The 24,580-nt window shown below is 74.0% G+C and carries 22 protein-coding genes and 1 riboswitch; of the genes, 10 read left to right on the top strand and 12 right to left on the bottom strand.

What is annotated here, in order from left to right; all coding sequences use genetic code 11:
• Positions 1–117 precede the first annotated feature (117 nt).
• The 4 genes from FBY24_RS08070 to FBY24_RS08055 are packed head-to-tail and all read right to left on the bottom strand — an operon-like array spanning position 118 to position 4,793.
• On the bottom strand, positions 118–864 hold the full coding sequence (locus tag FBY24_RS08070; protein WP_255432296.1) for a hypothetical protein: 747 nt from the start codon (positions 862–864) through the stop codon (positions 118–120).
• A gap of 45 nt (positions 865–909) precedes the next feature.
• Complete coding sequence (locus tag FBY24_RS08065; RefSeq protein ID WP_142159616.1) at positions 910–1,947, bottom strand: ABC transporter ATP-binding protein; 1,038 nt, start codon at positions 1,945–1,947, stop codon at positions 910–912.
• 40 nt (positions 1,948–1,987) lie between these two features.
• On the bottom strand, positions 1,988–3,715 hold the full coding sequence (locus FBY24_RS08060) for an iron ABC transporter permease (protein WP_142159614.1): 1,728 nt from the start codon (positions 3,713–3,715) through the stop codon (positions 1,988–1,990).
• Position 3,716: 1 nt separating this feature from the next.
• The gene (locus tag FBY24_RS08055; protein ID WP_142159612.1) at positions 3,717–4,793 is read right to left on the bottom strand and encodes a thiamine ABC transporter substrate binding subunit; all 1,077 of its coding nucleotides are present in this window, start codon (positions 4,791–4,793) and stop codon (positions 3,717–3,719) included.
• 76 nt (positions 4,794–4,869) lie between these two features.
• A riboswitch (TPP riboswitch) is annotated at positions 4,870–4,992 on the bottom strand.
• A gap of 68 nt (positions 4,993–5,060) precedes the next feature.
• On the opposite strand from FBY24_RS08055, the gene FBY24_RS08050 reads away from it, so the two are divergent.
• A complete protein-coding gene (locus tag FBY24_RS08050) occupies positions 5,061–5,498 on the top strand; it encodes a hypothetical protein (protein ID WP_142159610.1) in 438 nt (145 codons plus the stop codon).
• A 7-nt stretch (positions 5,499–5,505) separates the two neighbouring features.
• Here the strand turns inward: FBY24_RS08050 and FBY24_RS08045 are convergent, their stop codons facing one another.
• Entirely contained in the window at positions 5,506–5,727 is a 222-nt protein-coding gene (locus FBY24_RS08045; RefSeq protein ID WP_142159608.1) for a helix-turn-helix domain-containing protein, read from the bottom strand.
• A gap of 137 nt (positions 5,728–5,864) precedes the next feature.
• On the opposite strand from FBY24_RS08045, the gene FBY24_RS08040 reads away from it, so the two are divergent.
• The 5 genes from FBY24_RS08040 to FBY24_RS08020 all read left to right on the top strand — a co-directional run bounded on the left by FBY24_RS08040 (position 5,865) and on the right by FBY24_RS08020 (position 10,358).
• Positions 5,865–6,155, top strand: coding sequence for a DUF4235 domain-containing protein (locus FBY24_RS08040; protein ID WP_255432295.1), 291 nt, complete (start codon positions 5,865–5,867; stop codon positions 6,153–6,155).
• Between the two features lie 55 nt (positions 6,156–6,210).
• Positions 6,211–6,822 carry a hypothetical protein gene (locus tag FBY24_RS08035; RefSeq protein ID WP_142159606.1) on the top strand — a complete coding sequence of 204 codons (612 nt, stop codon included), beginning with the start codon at positions 6,211–6,213 and terminating at the stop codon, positions 6,820–6,822.
• A gap of 148 nt (positions 6,823–6,970) precedes the next feature.
• Positions 6,971–8,434, top strand: a complete 1,464-nt coding sequence (locus FBY24_RS08030; protein WP_142159604.1) for a PepSY domain-containing protein — start codon at positions 6,971–6,973, stop codon at positions 8,432–8,434.
• 47 nt (positions 8,435–8,481) lie between these two features.
• Positions 8,482–9,093, top strand: coding sequence for a copper chaperone PCu(A)C (locus tag FBY24_RS08025; protein WP_142159602.1), 612 nt, complete (start codon positions 8,482–8,484; stop codon positions 9,091–9,093).
• Positions 9,090–10,358: a Dyp-type peroxidase gene (locus FBY24_RS08020; RefSeq protein ID WP_142159600.1), complete on the top strand. Its 1,269-nt coding sequence runs from the start codon at positions 9,090–9,092 to the stop codon at positions 10,356–10,358. The genes FBY24_RS08025 and FBY24_RS08020 overlap by 4 nt, the downstream gene beginning before the upstream one ends.
• Here the strand turns inward: FBY24_RS08020 and mnhG are convergent.
• The 6 genes from mnhG to FBY24_RS07990 are packed head-to-tail and all read right to left on the bottom strand — an operon-like array spanning position 10,347 to position 17,106.
• Positions 10,347–10,829, bottom strand: a complete 483-nt coding sequence (mnhG, locus tag FBY24_RS08015) for a monovalent cation/H(+) antiporter subunit G (protein WP_142159598.1) — start codon at positions 10,827–10,829, stop codon at positions 10,347–10,349. The two genes, FBY24_RS08020 and mnhG, sit on opposite strands and share 12 nt — an antisense overlap.
• Positions 10,826–11,278: a monovalent cation/H+ antiporter complex subunit F gene (locus FBY24_RS08010; RefSeq protein WP_142159596.1), complete on the bottom strand. Its 453-nt coding sequence runs from the start codon at positions 11,276–11,278 to the stop codon at positions 10,826–10,828. Before FBY24_RS08010 ends, mnhG begins: the two co-directional genes overlap by 4 nt.
• A complete protein-coding gene (locus tag FBY24_RS08005; RefSeq protein WP_142159594.1) occupies positions 11,275–11,868 on the bottom strand; it encodes a Na+/H+ antiporter subunit E in 594 nt (197 codons plus the stop codon). The genes FBY24_RS08010 and FBY24_RS08005 overlap by 4 nt, the downstream gene beginning before the upstream one ends.
• Positions 11,865–13,445 carry a Na+/H+ antiporter subunit D gene (locus tag FBY24_RS08000; protein ID WP_142159592.1) on the bottom strand — a complete coding sequence of 527 codons (1,581 nt, stop codon included), beginning with the start codon at positions 13,443–13,445 and terminating at the stop codon, positions 11,865–11,867. Before FBY24_RS08000 ends, FBY24_RS08005 begins: the two co-directional genes overlap by 4 nt.
• Positions 13,442–13,942: a Na(+)/H(+) antiporter subunit C gene (locus FBY24_RS07995; protein WP_142159590.1), complete on the bottom strand. Its 501-nt coding sequence runs from the start codon at positions 13,940–13,942 to the stop codon at positions 13,442–13,444. Before FBY24_RS07995 ends, FBY24_RS08000 begins: the two co-directional genes overlap by 4 nt.
• Entirely contained in the window at positions 13,939–17,106 is a 3,168-nt protein-coding gene (locus tag FBY24_RS07990; protein ID WP_142159587.1) for a Na+/H+ antiporter subunit A, read from the bottom strand. Before FBY24_RS07990 ends, FBY24_RS07995 begins: the two co-directional genes overlap by 4 nt.
• Before the next feature lie 321 nt (positions 17,107–17,427).
• Between FBY24_RS07990 and FBY24_RS07985 the strand changes: the two genes are divergently transcribed.
• From FBY24_RS07985 to FBY24_RS07970, 4 genes are all read left to right on the top strand, one after another.
• Positions 17,428–18,510: a fatty acid desaturase gene (locus tag FBY24_RS07985; RefSeq protein WP_370510976.1), complete on the top strand. Its 1,083-nt coding sequence runs from the start codon at positions 17,428–17,430 to the stop codon at positions 18,508–18,510.
• Positions 18,511–18,568: 58 nt separating this feature from the next.
• Positions 18,569–19,204, top strand: coding sequence for an NADAR family protein (locus FBY24_RS07980; RefSeq protein WP_142159585.1), 636 nt, complete (start codon positions 18,569–18,571; stop codon positions 19,202–19,204).
• 10 nt (positions 19,205–19,214) lie between these two features.
• Complete coding sequence (locus tag FBY24_RS07975; protein ID WP_142159583.1) at positions 19,215–21,428, top strand: (Fe-S)-binding protein; 2,214 nt, start codon at positions 19,215–19,217, stop codon at positions 21,426–21,428.
• Between the two features lie 175 nt (positions 21,429–21,603).
• Positions 21,604–22,764: a Fic family protein gene (locus FBY24_RS07970; protein WP_142159580.1), complete on the top strand. Its 1,161-nt coding sequence runs from the start codon at positions 21,604–21,606 to the stop codon at positions 22,762–22,764.
• Positions 22,765–23,071: 307 nt separating this feature from the next.
• Here the strand turns inward: FBY24_RS07970 and FBY24_RS07965 are convergent, their stop codons facing one another.
• A complete protein-coding gene (locus FBY24_RS07965; RefSeq protein WP_142159578.1) occupies positions 23,072–24,415 on the bottom strand; it encodes a hypothetical protein in 1,344 nt (447 codons plus the stop codon).
• Positions 24,416–24,580: the final 165 nt, after the last annotated feature.

Here is a 24,580-nt window from a genome sequence, read left to right as displayed (position 1 = left end):
CGCGGCCCGGCGCGAGCGGTCGCGCCCGGACGGGCACTGCCGGATGTCCGTTCGGTGCCGGTCCGCCGGACCTTCTCATCCGGCTCGGTGCCCGGACGGCGCAGCGCCCGTCACCCGTCAGGCCGCGCCCCACCACCCGGCCCAGCGGCGGCGCGCCTCGGCCAGCATGGCGTCGTCGAGCCCGTACGTGGACAGGTACGCGTCGACGACGCCGTGCGGCGGGCGCCGGGCGGCGGGCTCCTCGACGAGCACGAGCAACGACTCGGCGATGCCGTGCAGGTGGATGCCGATCTGGTGCTCGGAGCGCAGCACGAGGGTCCCGCCGACGCGGGAGCCGTCGGGGCGCGTCGCCTCGACGTGCGAGCCGACGGGCGTGCCGCGCACGCCGTGCAGACCGGCGCGGAACAGCAGCGGGTCGTCGCGGCCGCCCGCGTCCATGCCGGTCGAGACGAGGCTGACGCGGTCCTCGCCCGGGTGCACCTCCAGCGCGAAGCGGAGCTGGTGCAGGAACGTGATCCAGCCCTCGTCGACGGGGTCGAACACGCCGTCGTACGACGACAGGCCGTCGTGGCTGGCGCGGGTCACCGCGACCCGCGTCGGGCCCTCGCCGCCGGGGTGGACGGCGAGCACGTCGTGGCCGTGCGGCCACGTCAGCGTGCGGGTGCCGTCCTCGTGCTGCCCGACGGCCGGCAGGTCGACGAAGATCTGCCGGATCTCGGCGTCGAGGCCCGGGGAGTCCCAGCCGAACCACCGGCGGATCAGGTGCGGCTCGCGCACGTGGGCCCAGACGGTCGCGGCGGGTGCTGCGACGTCGACCTCGACGACGGTGCGGCGCGCGACGGGCACGGTGGGCTTCGCGGGCATGGCGGGCGCTCCTCGGGGACGACGACGGCTCCGGCCCCTCCGACGCTACGAGCCCGCGGGCAGCACCGCGACCCCGGCGGGGTCGACGCGCAGGGCGACGCGGGTGCCGGGCGCCGCGGACCACGCGCTGGGTGCCAGGGCGGTGACGCGGCCGACGCCGGCCACGTCGACGACGACCTCGGTGCGGCCGCGCCGCGAGCGCTGCACGTGGACGTCGCCGGCGGGTCCGGCGGTCGCGTCGTCGTCCGGCACGACGACGAAGGCGCCCGCGGCGAGCGCGACGACGCCGGGGTGCGGCACGTGCGCGGCCAGGGCCCGCACGGCGGGTGCGTCGGCGTCGAGCGCGTCGAGGAACGCCTCGTAGCCGAGCAGCTGGGCCGTGCGCCGGTCCGCGGGGCGGGCCCACAGCCGTGCGGGTGCGGCGACCTGCAGCAGGCGGCCGGCGTCCATGACGGCGATGCGGTCGGCGACGGCGAACGCCTCGTCCTGGTCGTGGGTGACGAGCAGCGCCGTGGTGCCGGTGGCGACGAGGACGTCGCGCAGGTCCAGCGCGAGGCGCTCGCGCAGCGTGCGGTCGAGGGCCGACAGGGGCTCGTCGAGCAGCAGCAGGCGGGGGCGCGGCGCGAGCGCGCGGGCCAGGGCGACGCGCTGACGCTGGCCGCCGGACAGGGTGGCGACGTCGCGGCGCTGCAGACCGGGCAGCCCGACGAGGTCGAGGAGCTCGGCGACGCGGGCGTCGCGGGCCGGTCGGGCGCCGCGCCCGCGGGGCAGCCCGTACGCGACGTTGGCGCCGACGTCGAGGTGCCCGAAGAGCTGCCCGTCCTGGAACATCAGACCGAACCCGCGCCGGTGCACGGGGGTGCGGGCCACCGAGACCCCGTCCCACGCGACGTCGCCGGCGGCGACGGGCTCCAGGCCCGCGACGGCCCGCAGCAGCGACGACTTGCCGCACCCGGACGGGCCGAGCAGCGCGACCACCTCCCCCGCGGGCACGTCGAGGTCGACGTGGTCGACCGCGGTGACCACGGCCGGGCCGGCGCCGTACCGGACGACGACGTCGTGGACCTGCAGGCCGTCGCTCACGGCTCACCTCCGGGTGCGGGCGCCGTCCGGCGCGGGCGGCTCACCAGGAGCCCCCGACGCCGGGCGTGCGCAGACGTTCGCAGACCGCGACGACCGCCGCGGTGAGGGCCGCGAGCAGCACGGCCGCGGCCAGCGCGGTCCCGTAGCTCTCGGCACCGGGCCGCCCGATGAGGCGGAAGACGACGACGGGCAGCGTGGGGTTCTCGGGGCGCGCGAGGAACGACGTCGCACCGAACTCCCCGAGCGACGCGGCGAACGCCAGGCCGAGCGCCAGGCCGAGGGACCGCACGGCCATCGCGAGGTCGACCGTGCGCAGCACCCGGCCCGGCGGGGCGCCGAGCGTGGCCGCGACCTCCCGCAGCCGCGGGTCGACCGCGCGCAGCACGGGCAGCACGGTCCGCACCACCAGGGGCACCGCGACGACGGCCTGCGCGACCGGCACGAGCACGCCGCTGGTGCGCAGGTCCACGTCGAGGCCGAACGGGGCGTCCATCGCGACGAGGAACCCGAACCCGACGGTGACGGCCGAGACGCCGAGCGGCAGCATCATGACCGCGTCGAGGCCGCCGACCGCGCGGCGCAGCACCGGGCGGCGCGGGCGGCGCGAGACCACCAGCGCGACGAGGCCGCCCACGACGAGGGCGATGACGGTGGCGTCGAGCGCGACCCGCAGCGACGTGACGGCCGCCGCCAGGGGCGTGACGCGCAGCGTGTCGGCGGGCAGCGCGAGCGCGGCGTAGTGGTCGAGGCCCCAGCCGGTCGGCGTGCGCAGCGACCGGACGACGAGGTTGACCAGCGGCAGCGCGAGCAGCCCGACCACGGTGACGGCCGTGACGACGACGGCCGTGACGTCGACGGGGTCGCGCCACCGCACCGGGTGGGCGGTGCCGACGGGCTCGCCGAGGTCGAGGGCCCGCTCGGTGCGCGCCCGCGCCCGGGCGGCGGCGGCGAGCGCGCCGGCGACGACGACGAGCTGCAGCACCGACAGCACGGCCGCGGCGCGCAGGTCGAGGTACTGGGTGGTCTGCACCCAGATCTCGGTCTCCACGGTGCCGAACCGCCGCCCGCCGAGCACGAGGACGGTGCCGAACGCCGTGGCGCAGAACAGGAACGTCAGCGAGGCCGCCGAGGCGATCGCGGGGGCGAGCGCGGGCAGCGTGACGGTGCGGAACGCCCGCCACGGCGACGCGCCGAGGGACCGGGCGGCCTGCTCGGCGCGCGGGTCGAGCCGCTCCCACAGCCCGCCGACGGTGCGCACGACCACGGCGTAGTTGAAGAACACGAGCGCGAGGACGATCGCGGCGAGGGTGCCGTCGAGACCGAGTCCGCCGAGCATGCCGCCGTCGACGAGCAGCGAGCGGAACGCGACGCCGACCACGACCGTCGGCAGCACGAACGGCACGGTGACGACGGCGCGCAGCGCGTCCCGGCCGGGGAACCGGCACCGGTGCAGCAGGTACGCGCCGGGGATGCCCAGCAGCAGGGACCCGGCGGTGCCGAGGGCGGCCTGCGTGAGGGTCTGGCCGAGGATGCGCCACGTGCGCGGCCGGCCCAGCACCTCGCCGACGCCGCTGAGGTCGAGCACGCCGTCGGTGACGAAGCCGCGCCCGACGATCTCGGCGACCGGCCAGGCGAAGAAGACCCCGAGGAACGCCAGCGGGACGCCGGCCGCTGCGGCCCACCCGAGCGTGCGCCCGACCGACGCGCGACGGTCCGCCGCCGGCCCCCTGGCGGCGGCGGGCGTCACGCGCCGGTCGAGCAGCGTCATGTCAGCCGACCACCGTCGCCGACCAGTCCTCGAGCCACGCCTCGCGGTGCTCGGCCACGTCGGCCGGCGCGACGTCGTAGGGCTCGTCGGAGAGCGGGGCCCACGACGCCCAGTCCTCGGGCAGCTCGACGGACGAGCTGACCGGGTACATGTACATCGACGTGGGGATGTCGGCCTGGACCTCGTCGGACAGCAGGAAGTCGAGGAGCTGCGCGGCCCCCTCGGGGTTGTCGGCGCCGGCGAGCACGCCCGCGTACTCGACCTGCCGGAAGCACGTGCCGAGCAGGGCGGCCGTGGTGGGCTCGTCACCGCCCTCGGGCACCGTGAACGGCGGCGACGAGGCGTACGAGAGCACGACGGGCCGCGGGCCCTCGCCCCCGCCGCCGCTGAAGTCGGTGTAGTACGCCTCGCTCCACCCGTCGGCGACCTGCAGGCCGTTGTCGCGCAGGTCGGCCCAGTAGTCGAGCCACCCGTCCTCGCCGAACCTCCCGATCGTGGCGAGCACGAACGCCAGGCCGGGCGACGACGTCACGGGGTCGGGCACCACGGTCAGGTCCGCGTACTGCGGCGCCGTGAGGTCCTCGAACGTCTCCGGCGGCTCGACGCCCTGCTCCTCGAACCACGTGAGGTCGACGTTCATGCAGACGTCGCCGACGTCGATCGCGGTCAGCGCGCCGTCGTCGCCGGGCACGGCGTACGCGGCGGCGTCCTGCGCGGCCGGGGCCGTGACCTCGGCGGGCACGACGACGCCCTCGTCGAGCGCCCGGGACGCGAACGTGTTGTCGACGCCGTAGACCAGGTCGCCCAGCGGCGCGTCCTTGGTCAGCACGAGCTGGTTGACCAGGGCCCCGGAGTCGGCCTGCTGGACGATCTCGACCGTGAGCCCGGTGTCCTGCTCGAACTGCTCGAGGATCCCCTCGGCCAGGCCGAACGACTCGTGCGTCACGAGCGTGACCGTGCCGCCGTCGGTGCCCTCGCCCGCGTCGGTGCCGCCGCCGACGGCCGAGCAGCCGGTCAGCGCGAGCGCCCCGGCCAGCCCGAGGGCAGCGGTGCGGGTGCGGTGGTGGGTGGGTGCCATGAGGTGGTGCGTCCTCCGTCGTCGTCGCGGAGGGCCCCCGCGCCCCGACGCGCCCGCGGGAGCACGCCGACCGCGGGAGGAGAGAAGCCCGACTCCCTACGCCGGTGCGAGCCGGATCAGGTTCGAGGGTCTGCGGTGGTCCGCACTCTCAGCGTCCAGCACGTCCTCGCGGACGCCCGACGCTCCCCTGTCGTTCGCCGCCGATCCTAGCCCTCCCCCGGACACCCGTCCGACGCCTGCCCGCCCGGGCCTCGCTACGGTGCGGTGATGGAACCCGTCCCGGCCGTCGCCCCGCGCATCCCCCGGTCGGCGCGTGGCGTGGTCCTGGCGGCGGCCGCGGGCGCCCTCGCGGGCGCGTGGGCCGGGGCGTGGGCGCTGGTGTGGCCGGAGCTCACGCAGCCCACCGGACCCGTCGGCGGCCTCCTGCCGTTCGCCGTGGCGATCGGCGCCGCCGCCGGAGCGGTCGCGGGCGTGCTGCTGCGGTCCGTGCTTCACGCCCTGGTGCGGCAGCTCGTGCGTCGGCGCACACCGCCGCGGGCGGCCCGTGCCGTGGCCGTGGCGGTCACGGCAGCGGCAGCGGCGCTGGTCACGCACGCCGCCGTGCTCACCACCGAGGCCCCGTGGAACGCGCCGGCGGTGCTGGGCGTCGGCGCGCTCACCCTGGCCTGCGCCCTCCACGAGCTCCGCCCTTCGGGTGATGACTAGCGGGCCGCTACGGCTGCTCGACCCGCATCTCGACGCCCAGCTCGCGCATGACCTCGAAGAGCCGGTTGATGTAGAGCGTCCCGCCCCCCTGCTCCAGCTGGTAGACGTACCGGCGGTCGACGCCGATCCGCTCCGCCAGCTCCTCCTGGGTGAGGCCGGCGAGCTCGCGCATCTCGCGGAGGAAGCCGCCGAGGTCGCTCGGGCCGCGCACGTGGGCCCATGCCGTCATCCCGCACCTCCGATGAGCCGATTTTCTCTCACGTGCACATGGGACGTTATCAGCACATGCTCACGTGCGTCGATATCCGCTCACGCAGTGCGCCGACCTGCGGATCCGTCGGGGCCGCACTAGCGTCGGCCCAGGACGTGACCGACGAGCAGCAGGAGGACGCGGTGGGCGACAAGGACCAGTCGATGGTGGCCAAGATGGTCGGCCTCGGCGTGACCCTGGCCGCGGCGTGGGTCGTGCAGAAGGCGATCGACACCGCCTGGGAGAAGACCCGCGGGCACAAGCCGCCGCAGGCGGACTCGACGGACGAGGACATCAAGTTCTCCGAGGTCGCCGCCGCCGCGGTCATCACCGGCGCGCTCGTCGCGCTCAGCCGCGTCGTCGCCACCCGCGGGACCGCACGGCTCGTGGGTCGCGCCACGCGCTGACCCCCTCGCACCCTGCGCGTGGGGCAGGACGTTCGTCCCGGGTAGGGTGCGGCGTGTGAGCGAGGGACCGGGCGGCGCGCTGCCCGTCGCACGCGCCGTGACGGTCGCCGCGACGTCCCTCGCCGTGACCGCCGCCGCCCACGCTGCCGCCGGCGGGGCGCTGCCCGACGCGCTGGGCGCCGCACTCCTCGGGGCCGTCGCCCTGCTGGCCGGGGCCGCGGTCGCCCGTCGACGCCTGCGGGCGGTCACGCTCGTGCCGGTGCTCGGCGTCCTGCAGATCGTGCTGCACGCCGGGTTCACGTTCTTCAGCCCTGCGGGCACGGTGGCTGCGGCCGGGACGCACACCGCCCACGGTGCAGGCCACCTCGTCATCGAGGCGGGCGCCGGCCACGGCCACGCGTCGCACTCGTCAGCCGGGATGGTCGCGGCGCACGTCGTCGCGGTCGCTCTCGTCGCGGCCCTGATGCTCGGCGCCGACGCCGGGGCGCACGCCGTGGTGCGCACCCTCTCCCGCGTCGTCCCGCTGCTGCGGCACGTGGTCACGGCCGTCGTCACCCCGCCGCGGGTGCCCGTCGAGCCTGCCGGAACGGTCCGGCCCCGCGCGCTGCTCGTGGTGCGCGACGCACGGCGTCGCGGCCCGCCGCGGGCGCTCCCGGCCGGCTGCTGACCCCTTCCCCACCCCGGGGGCCGGGGCACGGCCGCGCCCGCGTGCCCGACCCGGCACGCCCGAGCCCGCAGCCCTGACCCCCGCACGCCCGCACGGCACCGCTGACGGTGCCGTGCGCCGCCGCGTGCACCACGAGCGAGGACCTCGCATGCCCACGAACGCCTCCACGCCGTCGCGCCCGCCGGCCGACGGCCCACCGCCCGGCCCGGCACCCGTGGCCGACCCGCCGCCCGCCCGCCCCTCCACCTGGTCGCTGCTGCAGCCGCTGCTGCTGCGGCTGCACTTCTACGCCGGCGTCCTCGTCGGCCCGTTCCTGCTGGTCGCCGCGACCACCGGGCTGCTGTACACCACCACACCCCAGCTGCAGCAGGTCGTGCACGGGCACGAGCTGACGGTCGACGCCGTCGGCCCGCGCACCTTCGCGCTCGACGAGCAGGTCGCGGCCGCCCGCGCCGCCCACCCGGAGGGCCGCGTCAGCGAGATCCGCCCCGCGGCCACCCCGACGGGCACGACGCGCGTCGTGCTCACGGTCGACGACGTGCCCGAGGGCAAGGCCCGGACCGTGTTCGTCGACCCGTACACCCTCGAGGTCCGGGGCGCCCTGACGACGTACGGCGAGTGGCTGCCGGTGCGCTGGACGCTCGACGACCTGCACCGCAACCTCCTGCTCGGCGAGCCCGGCCGGCTGTACTCCGAGCTGGCGGCGTCGTGGCTGTGGGTCGTGGTGCTCGGGGGTGTCGCCCTGTGGGTGACCCGCACGGCCCGGCGGCGACGCTGGTCGCGCCTGCTGGTGCCCGAGACCTCCGCACGCGGCCGTCGCCGCCTGCTCTCGTGGCACGGTCCCGTGGGCCTGGTCGCCGCGCTCGGCCTGCTCGTGCTCTCCGCCACCGGCCTGACGTGGTCGACGTACGCGGGCGCGAGCATCGGCGATCTCCGCACCGCGCTCGGCTGGACCACCGTGTCCGTCGACACCGCCCTCGAGCCCGCGGACGCCTCCGCGGACCACGGCGGCGGGGGCCACGACCACGGTCCCGGCGCCGGCGCCGACGACGCGCAGCTCACCGCCGGCGCCGGCCTCAACGGGGTCCTCGCCGCCGCACGCGGCGAAGGGCTGCGCGACCCGCTGCGGCTCGCACCGCCCGCCGACGAGCACAGCGCCTGGGTCGTCGCCGAGGCGCAGCGCTCCTGGCCGACGCAGGCCGACCAGATCGCCGTCGACGGCGCCACGGGGGCCGTGGTGGACCGCGTCGACTTCGCCGACCAGCCGCTCGCCGCGCAGCTGACCCGCTGGGGGATCGACGCGCACATGGGGCTGCTGTTCGGCGTGGTCAACCAGCTCGTGCTCGCCGCGCTGGCGATCGCGCTCATCGCGCTCGTGCTGCTCGGGTACCGCATGTGGTGGCTGCGCCGCCCCACCCGCGCGGGGGCGCCGGGCGCGTGGCTCCCGCCGGGCGCGCTGCGCCGCCTGCCCGTCCCGCTGACCGTCCTGCTGCTCGCCGTCACGGCCCTCGTCGGCTGGTACGTGCCGCTGCTCGGCATCCCCCTGATCGCCTTCCTCGCCGTCGACGTGGCCCTCGCGGCCCGCGCCCGACGGCACGCGCGACGCCCGTGAGCGCCGCACCCCGCCCGACCACCGACCGACACCGCCAGAGGACTGCCATGACCGTCTCGACCCCCGCCCGCCGCTCGCTCGTCCCGCTGCGCACCGGCGCCACCGCGCTCCTCGCGCTCGGCCTCGTGAGCGCCTGCTCGTCCGCCGGGACGCCCGCGGCCACGCCGTCGGCCACGGCCGCCCAGGCCGACGCCCTCACGATCACCGACCCGTGGGTCAAGGCCACCGACGAACCCATGACCGCCGCGTTCGGCGTCCTGGAGAACTCCTCGGACCAGGACGTGCGGATCGTCTCGGCGACCACCGAGCTGTCCACGATGGAGCTGCACGAGATGACCACCGACGCCGCCGGTGCGATGGTCATGCAGCAGAAGGAGGGCGGCTTCGTCGTCGAGGCCGGCGGCAGCCACGTGCTCGCACCCGACGGCGACCACATCATGTTCATGGACCTGACGGCACCGGTCGAGCCCGGCGACGAGGTCACCCTCACCCTCACGGCCGAGGACGGGTCGACGTTCGAGCTCACCGCACCCGCCCGGTCGTTCGCCGGCGCCGAGGAGGAGTACGTCGGCGAGGGCGACACGGACATGGACATGGACATGGACGACGGCACGGCGACCGAGGGCGCCCACAGCGACCACGAGGGGCACGACGAGTGACCACCGCGGGAGCAGGTGCCCCGGGCGCGGCGTCGTCGGACGACGCCCGCCCGGGCTCCGGGCCCAGCCGCCGGTCGCTGCTGCGCCTCGGCGCGGCGGCGGCCGGCGGCGCGGCCGCCGCCCTGGCGGGGCGGGGCGCGTGGGACGCAACGGCCGCGACGCCCGCCCCGGCACCCGTCGCGCCCGATGCGGCCGGTCGGGTCACCGTGCCGTTCCGCGGCGCCCGGCAGGCGGGCGTGTCGACCCCGCCGCAGGCGTTCGTCGCGCTGGTCGCCCTCGACCTCGTCGCCGGGACCGACCGGGACGCGGTCACGCGGCTCATGCGCATCTGGACGGACGACGTCGAGCGGCTCATGGCGGGCCGGCCGGGCCTTGCCGACACCGAGCCCGAGCTCGCGCAGGTGCCCGCCGCGCTGACCGTCACGGTCGCGTGGGGGCCGGGGGTGTTCACGGCCGCGGGGATCGAGGACCGGCGCCCCTCGTGGCTCGCCCCGTTGCCCGCGTTCACGGTGGACCGGCTCGAGGACCGCTGGTGCGGGGGCGACCTGCTGCTGCAGGTGTGCGCCGACGACCAGGTGACGGTCGCGCACGCGGTGCGGGTGCTCACCAAGGAGGCCCGCACGTTCGCCGGGGTCCGGTGGGTGCAGCGGGGGTTCCGCAACAGCCCCGGAACCGTGGCCCCGGGGACGACGATGCGCAACCTCATGGGGCAGGTCGACGGCACCCGCAACGTCGACCCGGAGGCCGATCCGCAGCTGGTCTGGCAGGTCGACGACGCCGGGCCGTGGGTGCGCGACGGCTCGTCGGTCGTGGTGCGGCGCATCGCGATGGACCTGGACACGTGGGACGAGCTCGGCCGGGCCGGCCGGGAGAACGCCGTCGGCCGACGTCTCGCCGACGGCGCGCCCCTGACCGGCACGCACGAGCACGACGAGCCCGACCTCGACGCCCGGGACGCCCTCGGGTTCACCGTGATCTCGGACGCCGCGCACATCCGGCGGGCCCGGACCGACGACCCTGCGCACAGGTTCCTGCGGCGCGGGTACAGCTACGACGACGCCCCGCCGACCGGCGCCCTGTCGGACTCGGGGCTGCTCTTCGTCGCGTTCCAGGCCGACCCCGTCGCCCAGCTCGTCCCCGTGCAGGAGCGGCTGGCCGAGGCCGACCTGATGAACCTGTGGACCACCCCGGTCGGCTCGGCGGTGTTCGCGGTGCTGCCCGGCGCGCGCGAGGGCGAGGTCCTCGGGCAGGCGCTACTCGCGTGAGGTGCCGGCCTCGCCGCCGTCGGAGCGCTCCGGCGCGGCGGGGCCGGGCGCGTCCTGCGCGGCGAGCTCGTCGCGGGCCGCCTGCTCGTCGCGGGCCGCCTGCTCGTCGCGGGCCGTGATCGCGTCGAGGTCGCGGGTCAGCTCGTCGACCACGAGCAGGTCGTGGCGGACCTTGCCCGTGCGGTACCCGGCCCGGCCGACCATGTGCGCCGCCACGGGCGCGGTCAGCATCTGGAAGACGGCGACGAGCACGAGCGCCCACACGGCCCCGCCCTCGCGCAGCCGCAGCGCCAGCCCGATCAGCACGAGCACCAGGCCCAGGACCTGCGGCTTGGTACCCGCGTGCATGCGTGAGAGCAGGTCGGGGAACCGCAGCGCGCCGACGCCGGCCGCGAACGCGAAGAACGCCCCGCCGAGCAGGCACACGACCGCCACCACGTCCGCGACGGTGGTCCACGTGGTCGCCGTCATCGGACCTCCCCCTCGGCGCCGCCGCCGTGGTGCTCGGGGTCGGGGGCCTCCTCGACCGTGTCGGCCGCGCTCTCCGGCACGTGCCGGCGCCCGCGGCGGGCCTCTTCCTCCTCCTGCTCGCGCAGGCGCCGGGCGGCCTCCTCGGCGGCGACCTCCTCGCGCGTGCGCACGCGGCGCTCGCTCTCGGGCTCCACGGCCGCGAACCGGGCGATCGTCACCGACCCCACGAACCCGACGAGCGAGAGCACCACGAGGATCGGCACCACGTCGGACCGCTGCCGCACCGCGGCGTACAGGGCCAGCGCGGCGATCACCACGGTGACGACGATGTCGAGCGCGACGGTCCGGTCGAGCATCGACGGACCCTTCTCGGCCCGGATCACGGCGAACGTCGCACCGAGCCCGAGCAGCACGGCGCACACGGGCACGACCACGTCGAACACGCTCATCGCTGCACCTCCAGGCGTCCGCCGGGCCGGCCCCGCTCGGGGCGGCGGCGCAGACCCGCGTCCTCGAGCTCGGCGTCGGAGGCCAGCGCCCGCAGCAGGCGTGCCTCCTGGTCGAGGACGTGCTGGCGCGCGGCCTCGATCCCGCCGGACGTCTCGACGTCGAGCACGTGCACGTACAGGCGCCCGGTGAGGCGGTGCGCCTCGACGATCAACGAGCCCGGCACCAGCGAGACGAGCTCGGCGGTGAGCGTGAGGTACAGGTCGGAGTGGCTGCGCAGCTGCACGCACACCACGGCGCCGCGGGGCGTGTGCCGGGGCCGCAGCGCGACCATCGACACCTCGAACGACGCCCGGACGAGGTCGACGACGAAGGTGCCGAGGAGCACGGCCAGCGCACCGGGGTGCACACGGCCGTGGAAGTCGACGGGCGTCATGCGCAGCCCGAAGGCCACGAGCACCGCCAGCAGCACGCCGTTGACGAGGTTGCCCCAGGTCACGTCGCCCCACAGCAGCACCCAGACGGCCGTCAGCCACACGACGGTCACGCCGTGGCTGCGCAGGACCGAGCGTCGGCGCGGGTGCAGGCTCATCCGTCCTCACCCCCGACCGGCACCTCGTCCTGCTCGGCGGCCTGCTCGGCGACGTCCGCGGACTCGCCCTGCCCGCGCTCGAGGTCGGGCAGCACCGCGCGCACGTACGGGTCGCGCTCGGCCAGGGTCACGGCGGCGCGCTCGGTGTACGCGTACAGCGGCCCGGCCAGGAAGGTCAGCGCCAGCCCGACGGCGACGAGCGCCCCGGCGGGCACGGCCATCGACGTCGGCACCGGGGTGCGCGGCAGCTCGGCCGGCGGGGTCTGCCAGAACGCCTTGTTCCACGCCTTGATCAGCGCGTACAGCGTGAGGAGCGACGTCACGACCGACCCCGCGACCAGCAGGTACGCCAGCGGCGTGGCCTGCGCGACGCCGGCCTCCAGCAGCCCGACCTTGCCGAGGAACCCGGACAGCGGCGGGATGCCCGCCAGGTTCATCGCGGGCACGAAGAACAGCACCGCCAGCAGGGGTGCCGTCTTCGCGAGCCCGCCGAGCCGGTCCAGCGACGTCGTCCCGCCGAAGCGTTCGACGAGGCCCACGACGAGGAACAGCGCCGTCTGCACGGTGATGTGGTGCGCGACGTAGAAGATCGCGGCCGTCCACCCGGCCTGCGAGCCGAGCGCGATGCCGAAGACCATGAAGCCGATGTGGCTGACCAGCGTGAACGACAGCAGACGTTTCACGTCGTCCTGCGCCACCGCACCGAGGATGCCGACGAGCATCGTCGCCAGCGCCAGCCACATCAGCACGTCGTCGAGCCGCCCCTCGGGGAAGAGGAGCGTCTGGGTCCGGATGATCGCGTACACGCCGACCTTGGTGAGCAGGCCCGCGAACACCGCGGTGACGGGGGCCGGCGCCGTCGGGTAGGAGTCGGGCAGCCACGACGACAACGGGAAGATCGCCGCCTTGATGCCGAACGCGAGCAGCAGCATGACCTGCAGCACGAGGCGCACGCCCGGGTCGATCTCCGGCAGCCGCACCGCGAGCTGGGCGAGGTTCACCGTCCCCGTCGCGGCGTAGACCGCCCCGATCGCCACGAGGAACAGCACCGAGCTGATGATCGCGACGACCACGTAGATCGTGCCCGCCCGGATCCGCTCCCCCGTGCCGCCGAGCGTGATCAGCACGTACGACGCGGCGAGCAGGATCTCGAAGCCGACGTAGATGTTGAACAGGTCGCCGGACAGGAACGCGTTCGACACCCCCGCGGTCAGCGCCAGGTACGTGGGGTGGAAGATCGAGATCGGCGCCTCGTTCTCGCCGTCCGCCTGGCCCTGCGCCAGCGAGTACAGCAGGACGCACAGCGTCACGGCCGCCGACACCGTGAGCATCAGCGCCGAGAGCCGGTCCGCGACGAGGTTGATGCCCACCGGCGCGGCCCAGTTGCCGACCTCGACGACGAGCGGCGCACCGTCGGCGAGCACCAGCAGCGCCGCCGCGACCACGAGCACCGCCGTCAGCGTGACCACCGTGACGACCCGCTGCACGCGCGGACGCCGGTAGAGCGCCAGCGTGAGGCCGGCCGCGGACAGCGGCAGCACCACGGGCAGCGGCACCAGCCAGCTCCAGTCGGTCATCGGCCCGCCTCCGGGGTCGGGACCGGCTCGGCCTCGTCGGTCTCGTCGCGGGTCAGCGCCGCCTCCTCGTCCAGGGTCTGGGTGTCGCCGTCGGTGTCCGCGTCCTCGAACGCGCGCTCGTCACGGGCGGCCAGCCGGGCGATGCGCCGGTCCTCCACGTCGTCCTGGACCTCGTCGTGGCGGTGCAGCTGCCACGACCGGTACGCCATGGCCAGCAGGAACGCCGTCAGACCGAGCGTGATGACGATGGCCGTGAGGATCAGCGCCTGCGGCAGCGGGTCGCTCATCTCGCCCTCGGGCGTGACCCCGACGATCGGCGGGCCGCCCGCGCGTCCGCCGGCCACGAGGATCAGCAGGTTCGTGCCGTTGCCGAGCAGCGCCACCCCGATGATCACGCGGGTGAGGCTGCGCTCCAGCACCAGGTACACGCCGACCGTGAACAGCACGGCGATCGTCACGACGAAGACGAGGTTGGGGCTCGTCACGAGCGCGTTCACGGCGTCACCTCCGGCCGGTCGCCCTGGTCGTCCCGGTCGCCACCGCCGCGCGGGACGGCGAGCGCCCGCACCTCGTCCGCCACCGTCGTCGACGACGTCGTCAGGAGCTCCTCGCCGCCGACCGCGTCGCCGGAGACCTCGTCCTCGCCCGTCTCGGCCCGCCGGTCGATCTCGGCCCCGAGGCTGCGCAGGATGTCCAGCACCAGCCCGACGACGACGAGGTACACGCCGATGTCGAAGAACAGGCTGGTCACGAGCTTGACGTCGCCCCACACCGGCACCGTGAACTCGAGGATCGCGGACTGCAGCACCACCCCGTCCTCCAGCATGGCGAGCATGCCCACGCCGGCGGACAGGAACAGCCCCAGGCCCAGCAGCACACCCGGCTGCACGGGGGCGGCCTCGCCGAGCTCGTACCTCCCCCCCGCGAGGTACCGGACGGCCAGGGCGATGCCCGTGACCAGCCCGGCCGCGAAGCCCCCGCCCGGCTGGTTGTGCCCGGAGAACAGCAGGAACACCGAGTAGACGATCATCGTGTGGAACAGCAGGCGCACCACGACCTCGAAGATCACCGAGCGCCGCTGCGGTGCGAGGGTGCGGCCCCCGCGCAGCCACTCCCGGGCACGCGAGCTGGCCCACGCCCCGCGCGGCGGCTCACCCGTGCCGGCCTGCGCCCGGTCGGGGGTTCCGGCGGGCCCGGGGATCATCACGGAGTCGCCGGCACGGCGCAGCGCCGCCATGGGGTCGGGCGCACCGCCCCAGACGGCCCGGTCGACGGGCGCCTCGCGCTCGCGGAAGATCCGGCCGGAGCGGGCGGAGAGGAACACCAGCGACGCGACGCCGGTGGCGGCGACGAGGAGCACGGAGATCTCGCCCATCGTGTCCCACGCGCGGATGTCGACGAGGGTGACGTTGACGATGTTCTTCCCGCCGCCGTACTCGTAGGCCTCGGTCGCGAAGTCCGTCGAGACGGGGTCGTGGACCCGGGCGGAGGGGGCGACGAGCGCGATCCCCGCGACCGTGAGGCCGACGGCGAGCCCGAGGGCCAGGCGCACCCACCGGGACGCGGCCAGGGGCCGGTCGGAGAAGTACGGCGGCAGGCGGCGCATGACGAGGACGAGCACGACGAGCGTGATGGTCTCGACGAGCACCTGCGTGAGCGCGAGGTCGGGGGCGCCGTAGAGCAGGAACATGCCGGCGACCGCGTACCCGCCCACGCCCATGAGGATGACGGCCTTGAGGCGGCGGCGGGCGCGTGCGGCGAGCACGGCGGACGCGACGGTCGCCGCGCCGAACGCGATCTGGGCGGTGTAGTCCCAGGGCCGCACCTCGGTGGGCAGGGACGTGCCGGTGACCAGCGCGGTGCCGACGCCGACCACCCACGTGGTGAGGATGACGCCGAGGTACAGGGGCAGGGAGCCGCGCTGCGTGACGGCGGTGACGTCGGCGGCGAGGTCGTCGAGGCGCCGCATCGAGCGCCGGTAGACGCGGTCGGCCTCGGCGACGGTCGGCACGCGGGCCTGCCAGCGCTCGACGCGGTCGCGGGCGAGGAACAGCGCGGCGCCGCCGGCGAGGATCAGCACGGTCAGCCCGAGCGCGGGCGTGAGGCCGGCCCAGAGCACGAGGTGCCCGGGCTCCCCCGCGGGCACCGTGGCGGCGTAGGGGGCGAGCACGTCCTCGCCGAGGTGCGGCAGGAGCGCGACGGCCACGCCCAGCACGGCGAGGACGAGGGCGGGCCACATGAGCAGCAGCGACGGGCGTGACACGCTCGCGGGGGCGACCGAGGTCTCGCCACCCTCCGCGAGGCTCGTGCTGGTGGCGCCGCCGTCGCCGTCCTCGGTGGCCTGCTGGGTCAGCAGCGCGGGCTTCGTCGCGAAGGCGCCCCACCAGAACCGCAGGCCGTAGGCGACGGTCAGCGCGGAGCCCAGCACGAACGCGACGAGCACGACCCACCCGGCGGCACCGCCCTCGAGGTGCAGCACCGCCTCGAGGCCGGCCTCCTTGGCCACGTACCCGGCGAACGGCGGCAGGCCGATCATCGAGGCGGTCGCCAGCCCGCCGGCGGTCGCGGTCCACGGCAGGGCGCGGCCGACGCCCGACAGGCGCCGCAGGTCGCGCGTGCCGGTCGCGGAGTCCACGGTGCCGACGACGAGGAACAGGGACGCCTTGAACATGGCGTGCGCGCCGAGCATCGCGACGCCGGCCAGCGCGGTCGCCTGGGTGCCGAGGCCGACGAGCAGGATGATCAGCCCGAGCTGGGAGACCGTGCCGAACGCGAGGACGAGCTTGAGGTCGTGCTGCCGCAGCGCGCGGTACCCGCCGAGCAGCAGCGTGGTGCTGCCCAGCACCACGACGGTCCAGCGCCACACGGGCAGGTCGGCGAACGCCGGGGCGAACCGGGCGACCAGGTAGACGCCGGCCTTCACCATGGCGGCCGCGTGCAGGTAGGCGCTGACGGGCGTGGGGGCGGCCATCGCGGCGGGCAGCCAGAAGTGGAACGGCACGAGCGCGGACTTGGTCGCGGCGCCGGCGAGCAGGCACGCGACCGCGACGACGACCACGCCGCTCGCCTCCGGCGGGTCCGCGACGACGGCCGAGAGGGAGTACGTGCCGGCCGCGTGCGCGAGGACGACGAGGCCGACGAGCATCGCCAGACCGCCGGCCGTGGTCACGACGATCGCCTGCATGGCCGCGCGACGGCTCGGCTTGCGGTCCGCGTAGTGGCCGATGAGCAGGTACGACGTGACCGTCGTCAGCTCCCAGAACACGAACAGCAGGAGCATGTCGTCGGCCGTGACGAGACCGAGCATCGAGCCGGCGAACGCGGTGAAGACCCCGCCGAACCGCCCGAGGCCCGACGCGCCCTCCTTGAAGTACGCGGAGCAGTACACGAGCACCAGCGCACCGACACCGCCGACCACGAGCGTCATGAGCCACGACAGGGAGTCGAGCCGGAAGGACAGCTCGAGGCCGAGCGTCGGGATCCACTCCACGACCTGCACCGGCCCGTGCCCGGACCGGACCTCCGTCGTCCACGACAGCGCCCAGGCCACGGCCGACGCGGGGACGAGCGCCAGGATCCAGAACGCGCGCCGGCCGAGCCAGCCGATGAGCGCGGGCGCGACGAGAGCCGCTGCGAGGTGCACGACGAGCAGCAGCAGCACGTCCGGCTCCGTCCTGGTCGGGGGCGGTGGTCGGTCGGTGGGCGCCGCGTCCGGCTCCGGCCGGGCGGCGACGGGGTGTGGTCGGTGTGAAGGTGCGACCACGCACGGCGACGCAGGTCAGCGCCGTCGTGATGGACGAGGGAACGCGTCGATCCTAACAACGGGCCCCGGAACCGGCCCGGCGGCCCGCCGTGCCCCTAGAGTGGGCCGGGCCACAGGGACGCGGCGCGACCCGTCGGCACCGCACGTCGCCCGGCACGTCCAAGGAGCCCCGATGACCGATCGTCGCCCGCCCCTCCCGCCCACGTCCGGACCGACCCGGTGACCGCCGTGTCGAGCGAGGCCGCGGGCTCGGTCCGCGAGCGCCAGGTCAGCACGTTCACCGCCCTGGCCCGCACCGTGCAGGAGTCCGGCCTGATGCGCCGGCGGTACGGGTACTACTGGACGACGTTCGCCGTCCTCACCGCGCTGATCGCGGGGACGTTCGCCGCGTTCGTGCTGATCGGCCCGTCGTGGTGGCAGCTGGTCGTCGCGGCCGTGCTGGCCGTCCTCTTCGGCCAGGTCATGTTCCTGGGGCACGACGCCGCGCACCGGCAGATCTTCGAGTCGGGCCGCTGGAACGACTGGGCGAGCCTGGTGATCGCGAACCTGTACGCGGGCATGAGCTACGGGTGGTGGCAGCACAAGCACTCGCGCCACCACGCCAAGCCCAACCAGGTCGGTGCCGACCCCGACATCAAGACGGGTGCGCTCGTGTTCCACACCGAGGACCTCGAGAAGCCCCGCTCCGGTCTGGTCGGCTGGTTCACGGCCCGGCAGGGCTGGCTGTTCTTCCCGCTGCTGCTGCTCGAGGGCCTCAACCTGCACATCTCGGGGATCAAGACGATCTTCGGCCGCGGCCCGGTCAAGCGGCGCCCGGTGGAGATCGCGTTCGTGACGCTGCGCCTGGGCGGGTACCTGGCGCTGGTGTTCTGGCTGCTGCCCGTCGGCATGGCGTTCGCCTTCCTGGGCGTGCAGCTCGGGCTGTTCGGCCTGTACATGGGGGCGGTGTTCGCGCCCAACCACAAGGGCATGCCCATCGTGCCGCCGGACTCGCGCATCGACTTCCTGCGCCGCCAGGTGCTCATGAGCCGCAACGTGCGCGGCGGCCGGGCCACGGACCTGTTCATGGGCGGCCTGAACTACCAGGTCGAGCACCACCTGTTCCCGTCGATGCCGCGCCCGAACCTGCGCAAGGTGCAGCCGGCGGTCAAGGCGTTCTGCGCCGAGCACGGGATCCGCTACACCGAGACGAGCCTGGCCCGGTCGTACCAGATCGTCGTCGAGCACCTCAACCGCGTCGGCCTGGCGGCCCGCGACCCGTTCCAGTGCCCCCTCACCGCGGAGTACCGCTCGGCCCGCTGACGCCGCTCGACGCGAAAGGACTGCGTCGCGCGTGTCCTGCCCGGGCACGATGACGCCCATGGGTGTCGTCGCGCAGGACAGGGTGCTCGCGGCGCGGTCCGTCGCGGCGCTGGTCGCGGCGTGCGCGGAGGGCGGCGTGCCGCGGTTCGTGCACTTCTGGGGGCACCGCCCGCGGCCCGACGGGTCGCTCGGGCGGGGGTGCTTCAGCCAGTGGTGGCCGTCGCCGTTCGAGGTCGACGGGCGCACGTTCGCCTCGGCCGAGCACTGGATGATGTGGCGCAAGGCCGTGCTGTTCGACGACGCGGAGCGTGCGGAGCAGGTGCTGGCGGCCCGCTCCCCCGCGCACGCCAAGGCCCTGGGGCGCGAGGTCCGGGGGTTCGACGAGGACGTGTGGGCCGCGCACCGGTGGGACGTGGTGGTCGCCGGCTCGGTCGCGAAGTTCGACGCGGACGACGCGCTGCGCGCCTACCTGCTGGCGACGGGGTCGCGGGTGCTGGTCGAGGCGTCGCCCGTCGACCGGGTGTGGGGCGTGGGGCTGGCGGTGGACCACCCGGACGCGGGCGTGCCGGCCCGGTGGCGCGGGCTGAACCTGCTCGGGTTCGCGCTCATGGAGGCGCGCGCCGTGCTGGCGGCACGCGCCGCGGGGCACGTCGGTGGGACCTCGGTGCGGTCGCGCGGGGGTGGCGCCCGTTAGCGTGTCCGCCGTGGGCTGGCTCCAGGTGGTGTGCATCGGTCTCGTCGTCGTCGCGACGGTCGTCGGCGTCGGCGTGTTCACGCGCGGCGTCGTCGTCATCGTGCGGACGATCCGCGTGGGACGGCCGCTGCCGGGGCGGTGGGCGCCGGCGGGCGCGCGGCTGCGGACCCTGGCGCGCGAGGTGCTCGGGCACGAGCGGTTCCGCCAGCGCCCGGCGGTGCGGGCGGCGCACTGGGTGGTGATGCTGTCGTTCCCGGTGCTGTTCCTCACGCTGCTCACCGGGTACGGGCAGCTCGTCGACCCGGCCTACGGGCTGCCGCTGATCGGGCACTGGGTGCCCGTCGAGTGGGCCGTCGAGGCGTTCGCGTGGCTCGGGCTCGTGGCCATCACGGGCCTGGTGGTGCTGCGCGTGCGGACGCGTCCGCGGGCGTCGCAGCCGGAGGTCGAGCAGCGCCGGTCGCGGTTCTTCGGGTCGAACTTCGCGTGGGCGTACGTCGTGGAGGCGACGATCCTGCTGGTCGTGGTCGCCGTGGTGCTGCTGCGCGGGCTGGAGTACGCCCTCGCCGTGCAGGACGGCGAGCCGTGGGCGAGCGCCCTGCACTTCCCGCTGACCGCGTGGTTCGGGCAGGCGTGGGTCGGGGCGGACCGCGCCACGCTCGAGGCGTGGGTGCTGGTCGTCGCGACCGTGAAGATCCTCGTGTCGATGTCGTGGTTCGTCGTCGTCGGCCTGCAGCCCACCATGGGTGTGGCGTGGCACCGGTTCCTCGCCGTCGTCAACGTGTACGCCCGGCGCGAGCCCGACGGCGGCCCGGCGCTGGGGCCGCTGGCCCCGCTGCGCGACGGCGACGGGAACCCCCTCGACCTGACGGCCGTCGACGACCTGCCCGACGACGCGCGCCTGGGCGTCGGCGCGGTCGAGGACCTGCCGTGGAAGGGCCTGCTCGACGTCGCGACCTGCACGGAGTGCGGGCGCTGCCAGGACCAGTGCCCCGCGTGGGCGACGGGCAAGCCGCTGAGCCCCAAGCTCCTCACGCTCGCGCTGCGCGACCACGCCGCCGCGACCGCCCCGTACGTGCGGGCGGCCCGCGCCGCCGGCGCCACCGACGAGGCGCAGGCCGACCCGCACCTGGGCGTCGACCTCGTCGCGTCGGGCGTCATCGACCCCGACGTGCTGTGGTCGTGCACCACCTGCGGCGCGTGCGTGCAGCAGTGCCCGGTCGACATCGAGCACGTCGACACGATCGTCGACATCCGCCGCTACCAGTCGCTCATGGAGTCCGCGTTCCCCGCCGAGCTCGGCGGCACGTTCACCAAGATGGAGCGGCGCGGCAACCCGTGGGGGCTGCCCGCCCGCCAGCGCCTCGACTGGGCCAAGGGCCTGGACTTCGACGTGCCCGTGGTCGGGACCGACGTGGAGTCCGCCGCGGACGTCGACTGGCTGTTCTGGGTCGGCTGCGCCGGCGCGTTCGAGGACCGCGCCAAGCGCACCACCCGCGCCGTGGCGGAGCTGCTGCACGCCGCGGGCGTCACGTTCGCGGTGCTCGGCGACGGCGAGACGTGCACCGGCGACCCCGCCCGGCGCGCCGGCAACGAGGCGCTCTACCAGATGCTCGCGGCGCAGAACGTCGAGACGCTGAACGAGGTCGGGGCGCAGCGCATCGTCGTGACCTGCGCGCACTGCTTCAACACCATCTCCCGCGAGTACCCCGCCGCGGGCGGCCGCTACGAGGTGCTGCACCACACCCAGCTGCTCGACACCCTCGTCGCCGAGGGCCGGCTGCGGTTCGCCCCCGGCACCGGCGACGACGGCACGGGCACCACCGTGACCTACCACGACCCGTGCTACCTGGGCCGCCACAACCAGGTGTACACCCCGCCGCGGGACCTGCTCGCCGCCGCCGGGGTCACCCTCGCCGAGATGCCGCGCAACCGCGAGACGTCGTTCTGCTGCGGCGCCGGCGGGGCGCGCATGTGGATGGAGGAGACCATCGGCGAGCGCATCGGCACGGCCCGCGCCGCCGAGGCCGTCGCCACCGGCGCGAGCGCCATCGCCACCGCCTGCCCGTTCTGCACCGTGATGATCGGCGACGGCGTCGCGGCGCACACCCGCGCGTCGGCCCCCGACGACACGGCACCCGCACCCGTGCCGGTCCCCGCGCAGGTCGGCGTCCCCGAGGTCGCCGACATCGCCGTCCTCCTGCGCGACCGCCTCGACCGGACCTGATCCGCCGACCGCGCTCTGGTCGCCCCACCTATGCCGCGCTTCCTAGCCTGCCGGCGCTTCACTGGGATCACAGACGCTTGCTCCCCAGCAGACTTGGATCGAGCGGTCGAGAATCCAACTAGCAATGGCCTGGAGTGGGTTCAAGCCCACACTTTGTGGGTCATAGACTTGGATCATGGATCCGTTGCTGTATGCCGACACCGTGTTCGGCCGCCCTCACCGCACCCCCGGTGACCGCCGAGCGTTCTGGTACTACAGCCCACGCCCGATCCCCCGCGACCTCGACCTGACGCTCCCGACGATCGCCGCCCTCTCGCGTGCCGACAACGCCATCGGACTGCTCACCGGCTTCGGGCATCTGGTCCGCGACCCCGAGATGCTCATCGGCCCGTACCTGCGGCGTGAAGCGCTCGCGAGCACCCGCATCGAGGGCACGCAGACGACCCTCGACGACGTCCTCCGTTCCGAGGCGCACCTCGACGAGGCGACCGTCGACACGCAGGAGGTGTGGCAGTACATCGACGCCGCCCGGCTCGGCATGGAGCTCATCACCGCACTCCCGCTGAGCCAGCGCCTCATCACCTCGGTCCACCGCAAGCTGCTGTCCGGTGTGCGCGGGCAGGAGCGGATGCCCGGTGAGCTGCGCCGGTCACCCGTCTGGGTCGGCTCCGCCACCGACACCCCGGACACCGCGCAGTACGTGCCACCGCTGCACACCGACCTGCCCGACCTCATGACCGACCTCGAGCTCTTCGCCAACGAGCCCAGCCCCTACCCCCCGCTGATCCATGCAGGGCTGCTCCACTACCAGTTCGAGACCATCCACCCGTTCCTCGACGGCAACGGGCGGATCGGCAGGCTCATCGTCTCCCTCTACCTGATGCAGGAGGGGCGGCTCCCTGCTCCGATCCTGTACCTCTCGGGCTACCTGGAGGCGCGGCGGTCCGAGTACTACGACCGGCTCCAGGCCGTGCGGGAGCGCGGCGAGATCCAGGAGTGGCTCCAGTTCTTCCTGACCGCGGTCGAGCGGCAGGCCGTGGACGGCGCGACGCGCGCCCGGCTCCTCGTCCAGAAGCGTGAGGAGTACCTCTCCGAGGCGTCGACGAGTCGCGGCCGCCTCTCCGTCATCGCCGACCTGGTCTTCCAGAACCCGATCATGACGGTGGCCAGGGCACAGAGCGCCTCCGGCCTGTCGAACCAGGGTGCGCGCAACCTCGTCGGGGACGCTGTGGCGAGGGGGTGGCTGACGAAGGTCGGTCGGATGTCGGGGCGTGACTACTGGATAGCGCAGGACGTGCACCAGATCATGCAGGCCCCGCTGGATGCCCTGACGTGACCACACGCCACCGGGATGACGACCGGGGACGCTGCGCGCGTTCGTTGTCTCGTGTGGGGGCGACGGGCTCACCGGGAGGGTTCCTGGGGCGCCCCTCACAGACCCGTCGCTGGCATGTGTCTCGTTGTGGTTTCAGGACGCAGTGCCCGCACCCAACCACAGGCGTGCGGCTCACCTCAACGAGGTCACCCGTTCAGAGGCGCTGCCGCGGGACCGTTCGTCCTCGCCCGCAGAGCGGGCTGCGGGCGCTGCGCCCCTTGCCCTCGAACCGCTGTGGTCGCCTCCCGAGTTACGTTGCTACTTCAAGTCAAGAGCCCGCCTCCGGCGCACCCCGTCGTCCGGCTCGCCAGGCTGCTCTTAGCGGTAGAAGGAAGTTCGACGGATGGCTCTCTTCGATTGTCTCACCAATCTGCACGCCACCAAATGCCGAGCGAGAGAACGGAATAATTAGCCCGCGGGTCTCGCCAGAAGAGATTTCAGCATATATCTGGAGCGCCTCGGTGCGGTCTGGTTGCAGCGCAGGCGGAATGAGAGCTTGCCCTTCCTCCGGCAACCTTCCGATCCAGACCTCAGCGACCTGCAGGACTCCGTCGGCGCCAATCCGAATAGCGAGTTCGGCAAGTTGCTGAGAAAGTGCGAACTTGTCCGCCCTATCGCGCGCGGCCACGAACTCTGTATGAAGTCGCTCGCCACCGCGGTAGAAGAAGTGAAACCACCCGTGATCCTCGCCGCTCCGCAAGATCTGCTCTCCCAGCGCGGCGTACGGTTTGACGTAGTCGAGGGCGCTACGGGCGCCAATTACCTGCATCGGCGGCCCGTACTTCCCTGCGGCCGCCTTGAGAGCTTCCGGGTCGAATTCGATCGCCGACGTAAAGCCGCCCACGTTCGAATCCCCGTCGACATACCGAAAGGATGCTGTGCGGGCCCTATGCGTGCTCACCATGCACGGCGGTCGTAGAGCGGCCGGATATCGGCAGCCGACCGTTCCAATGGTGTCCGGGTCCAACTCAAGATCTGGCCTGGTGGCGGAGAATTGCACATCAGCGTCAAGCACAAGGCTGGCGAGAAACGAGAATGCATAAGCAATAGCATTCAGTAGTTCAGACGCTGGGAATCCCTCTGCTACCCAGCGCCGCTCCAGTACGACTATGCCGTCAGCGAGGACAGCGTCCGGGAGTCTCAACTCTTCGACGTTGGCGCGGACTTCCTCCAGGCTTGCCAAGACCTCCGACTCTATTTCAATTGGCTCAAGAGCGAACTCGTGCGCTCGCTCTTCCGCGATAGCTGCCGCAGCATAGTAGTCGAATACAAGCCTGGCTCGCAGCCTACTGTGGGTGACCAGGTCGCCTTCCTTGACGATCTGATTCCGGGCTTGGACGAGCCATTTTAGGACAGGTGTACGCGTCATCGCGTCACGCCACGGCGTGTACCACTCGGTGAAGCCCTCGATGTGACGCATCTCTTTTTGAAGGGCGAAAGTCACATTGCGGATGGCTTGGATTCCTGCGTTCAGGTCTGTCCGGAAGAGATTCGGCTCTTGATAGTTGTCCAGGCACCTGTGCCAGAAAGTGTGAACTTCGTCGAGGCGCAGGTGTGCTGTTGGTGACGGGCATGTACCAGACGCAGCGCAACCGATCAGATGCTCATGCATAAACTGATCCTCTCTCGTCGGCGATCCGCTTGGCCGTGGTTCCCGGTGTTCAGCTCGATGGAGTACGGCAACTGGTGGCAGTGGCCGCACGGGTGAGTTCCAGGTGCTGGCCACCGTGTGCGTGAGCAGGCGCGGCTTCAGCGCGGGGGTGCCGCGGTCGCTGGC

The sequence above is a fragment of the Cellulomonas sp. SLBN-39 genome, assembly GCF_006715865.1.
Classification (GTDB): domain Bacteria; phylum Actinomycetota; class Actinomycetes; order Actinomycetales; family Cellulomonadaceae; genus Cellulomonas.
Note: the sequence above shows the minus strand (reverse complement) of the source record. Positions and strands in the feature narration are given on the sequence as shown.

What these genes read in the sequence shown, in the direction of transcription:
- FBY24_RS08070 (WP_255432296.1), bottom strand. Translation starts at nt 864, where the DNA reads ATGCCCGCGAAGCCCACCGTGCCCGTCGCGCGCCGCACCGTCGTCGAG.
- FBY24_RS08060 (WP_142159614.1), bottom strand. Translation starts at nt 3,715, where the DNA reads ATGACGCTGCTCGACCGGCGCGTGACGCCCGCCGCCGCCAGGGGGCCG.
- FBY24_RS08055 (WP_142159612.1), bottom strand. Translation starts at nt 4,793, where the DNA reads ATGGCACCCACCCACCACCGCACCCGCACCGCTGCCCTCGGGCTGGCC.
- FBY24_RS08050 (WP_142159610.1), top strand. Translation starts at nt 5,061, where the DNA reads ATGGAACCCGTCCCGGCCGTCGCCCCGCGCATCCCCCGGTCGGCGCGT.
- FBY24_RS08045 (WP_142159608.1), bottom strand. Translation starts at nt 5,727, where the DNA reads ATGACGGCATGGGCCCACGTGCGCGGCCCGAGCGACCTCGGCGGCTTC.
- FBY24_RS08030 (WP_142159604.1), top strand. Translation starts at nt 6,971, where the DNA reads ATGCCCACGAACGCCTCCACGCCGTCGCGCCCGCCGGCCGACGGCCCA.
- FBY24_RS08025 (WP_142159602.1), top strand. Translation starts at nt 8,482, where the DNA reads ATGACCGTCTCGACCCCCGCCCGCCGCTCGCTCGTCCCGCTGCGCACC.
- mnhG (WP_142159598.1), bottom strand. Translation starts at nt 10,829, where the DNA reads ATGACGGCGACCACGTGGACCACCGTCGCGGACGTGGTGGCGGTCGTG.
- FBY24_RS08010 (WP_142159596.1), bottom strand. Translation starts at nt 11,278, where the DNA reads ATGAGCGTGTTCGACGTGGTCGTGCCCGTGTGCGCCGTGCTGCTCGGG.
- FBY24_RS08005 (WP_142159594.1), bottom strand. Translation starts at nt 11,868, where the DNA reads ATGAGCCTGCACCCGCGCCGACGCTCGGTCCTGCGCAGCCACGGCGTG.
- FBY24_RS08000 (WP_142159592.1), bottom strand. Translation starts at nt 13,445, where the DNA reads ATGACCGACTGGAGCTGGCTGGTGCCGCTGCCCGTGGTGCTGCCGCTG.
- FBY24_RS07980 (WP_142159585.1), top strand. Translation starts at nt 18,569, where the DNA reads ATGGGTGTCGTCGCGCAGGACAGGGTGCTCGCGGCGCGGTCCGTCGCG.
- FBY24_RS07970 (WP_142159580.1), top strand. Translation starts at nt 21,604, where the DNA reads ATGGATCCGTTGCTGTATGCCGACACCGTGTTCGGCCGCCCTCACCGC.
- FBY24_RS07965 (WP_142159578.1), bottom strand. Translation starts at nt 24,415, where the DNA reads ATGCATGAGCATCTGATCGGTTGCGCTGCGTCTGGTACATGCCCGTCA.